Annotated in this window: 2 protein-coding genes; both read right to left on the bottom strand. The window is 33.0% G+C overall.

The annotated features are described in order from the left end of the window. A partial coding sequence (locus tag AAEY75_RS14045; protein WP_352259899.1) for a BLUF domain-containing protein occupies positions 1-557 on the bottom strand: 557 nt, incomplete at its 3' end. Positions 558-737: 180 nt separating this feature from the next. Next, the gene (locus AAEY75_RS14040) at positions 738-1,097 is read right to left on the bottom strand and encodes a hypothetical protein (RefSeq protein WP_110924447.1); all 360 of its coding nucleotides are present in this window, start codon (positions 1,095-1,097) and stop codon (positions 738-740) included. Between the last annotated feature and the right edge of the window lie 868 nt (positions 1,098-1,965).

Genomic DNA, 1,965 nt, shown 5'->3' with positions numbered 1-1,965 from the left:
GCCAAAAAGTTAAATGGATACGGTTTTTTGGTCAACTTGATACATAGATTCATAATCATTTGAGGATTACTTTCATTATTCAGATCAGGCCATGCCAATAATCGCAAGTTCTTGTCTTGATAGTATTCGTCAGGAACTGTGTCAGTTTTTTCTATATCAATAAAAGGTTTGATACGTTTCTTTTGATAGTCATCAAAATTATTTAAGGTAGGGCTATTTTTTTCAACAAAAGCATCAAAAAGAGGGCCTTGGTCAACGAAGTCAAATACGTTAACGCCCCAATTGGAAAAACTACGTTGAGCAACGCGTACGTTCAGAAAAACCCAAATATCTTCATGCCTAGGATCGGCAGCTATCTTAGCCATGAGTTTGTCTACTTCAAGATGCGGACCTTCTAATACTTGGAAATACTGACCTTCACGATAAGAGATGATCCCAGTGATTTGCGACTTTGGGTTATGTTCACGAGAGGCACTAATAATCTCTGATAACCCCGTAGGCATACGAACACTATGATCACGAACTGGCGCTTTACTGACGTATGCAATACATTTCATTTTGCCACCATTTAATAAGACATCCAGTTTAGTGAAATCATTGTTGTATACAGAGATCACATTCGTTATGTAAGACGATTACATAACGAATATAATCTTGTTGCTGATGCTTTTAAATAAAGTAAAAGCAACAAGAGTGTTTTGATAAACTATTCGTTGGCTTAAATATTGCCAACCAAATTATATTTCTATATTTTTATCTACTGTTTGCACTTTACGACGTGCTAGTGCAAGGTTGGCTTTTGATTTATCAAGCACCAAGTAAATGAACAGATCTTCGTGATTATGAGTAGGACGAAGGATATGTATCTGAGATTCCAACGTAATTAGCATATCCTCGATTTCACCTTTGATATCAAGTGACTTCATGGTAGCGACTTTCGCTTTGACCACTTGTGAGTTGCCTGCAGCAGCAAGCTCTAGATCAACACCGCCACCAGTCATACCCAGTACCATGCCTGACATATAGTCGACGATACAGGCACCCATAGCGCCATCAAGGCTCATTAACTCTTGTAAAGACTCATTGATATTTGACATTCTTATTCCTATCTACTTGGTTGTGGTTCAATAAATTAATGCTAATTTGTGAGATGTTCATAATAATAGAACATCAATAACCAAGTGTGTTTCTTAGTACAGATAATGTACTGTATTTATTAAGAAAACTAATATCACTTGGTAGATTCCATTATACTCTATATATTAGAAAATAAATCACAGTCAGTTAACCGTTCATAACCAAATAACTGCCATTGGGTAAGAAAAACAAAAAACCCAAAGATTTTATAACTTTTAATTTAAAATAATTCTTATTTACGTTTCGATTCACTGAATTATTTCATTCAAATAATCAAAAAGACACAGTCAATAATTGAATAAAATCCTTAGACAAATAATAGCTTATCTTTTTAATTATGATTGATAGAAACTAATGAACCCTTGTTACAAGGGCTCTAATATAGATAGCATTTCAAATCTAAAAGATAATCAATATCACTATTTAAAAAATCATTTATAATAAAAAAATTTTATTATCTATCGTATTTTATGTTTTCAATAAAAGTGTGTTTTATTTGATTATTATGCTCCTTTACTTCCCTTTCAATCGAACTACTTAATTAATTCACTTTATCGAATATATTTTTAATATCTTTTTTCAAGTATATTATTTATGACTTATGTTTATTCTCTGATTTTCAATTTAAACATCTAGAGCTATAAAAAAAGCGCCACCCAACTAATTGTTGAGTGGCGCTTTCTATTTTGATCTTTGAATTCGATAAATACCAGAGTAGCTATAATAGCTATGCGACTGCATTTGTCTTCACAGACAAATCACCCTACTCTCTAATAGCAGAGATTTCCCCAATCAATTTCTTGGTCTTATATCGTGCTTCGGCTAGTG

The sequence above is a fragment of the Psychrobacter sp. TB55-MNA-CIBAN-0194 genome, from assembly GCF_040309505.1.
GTDB lineage: Bacteria > Pseudomonadota > Gammaproteobacteria > Pseudomonadales > Moraxellaceae > Psychrobacter > Psychrobacter fozii.
This window is presented reverse-complemented; position numbering and strand designations above follow the sequence as displayed.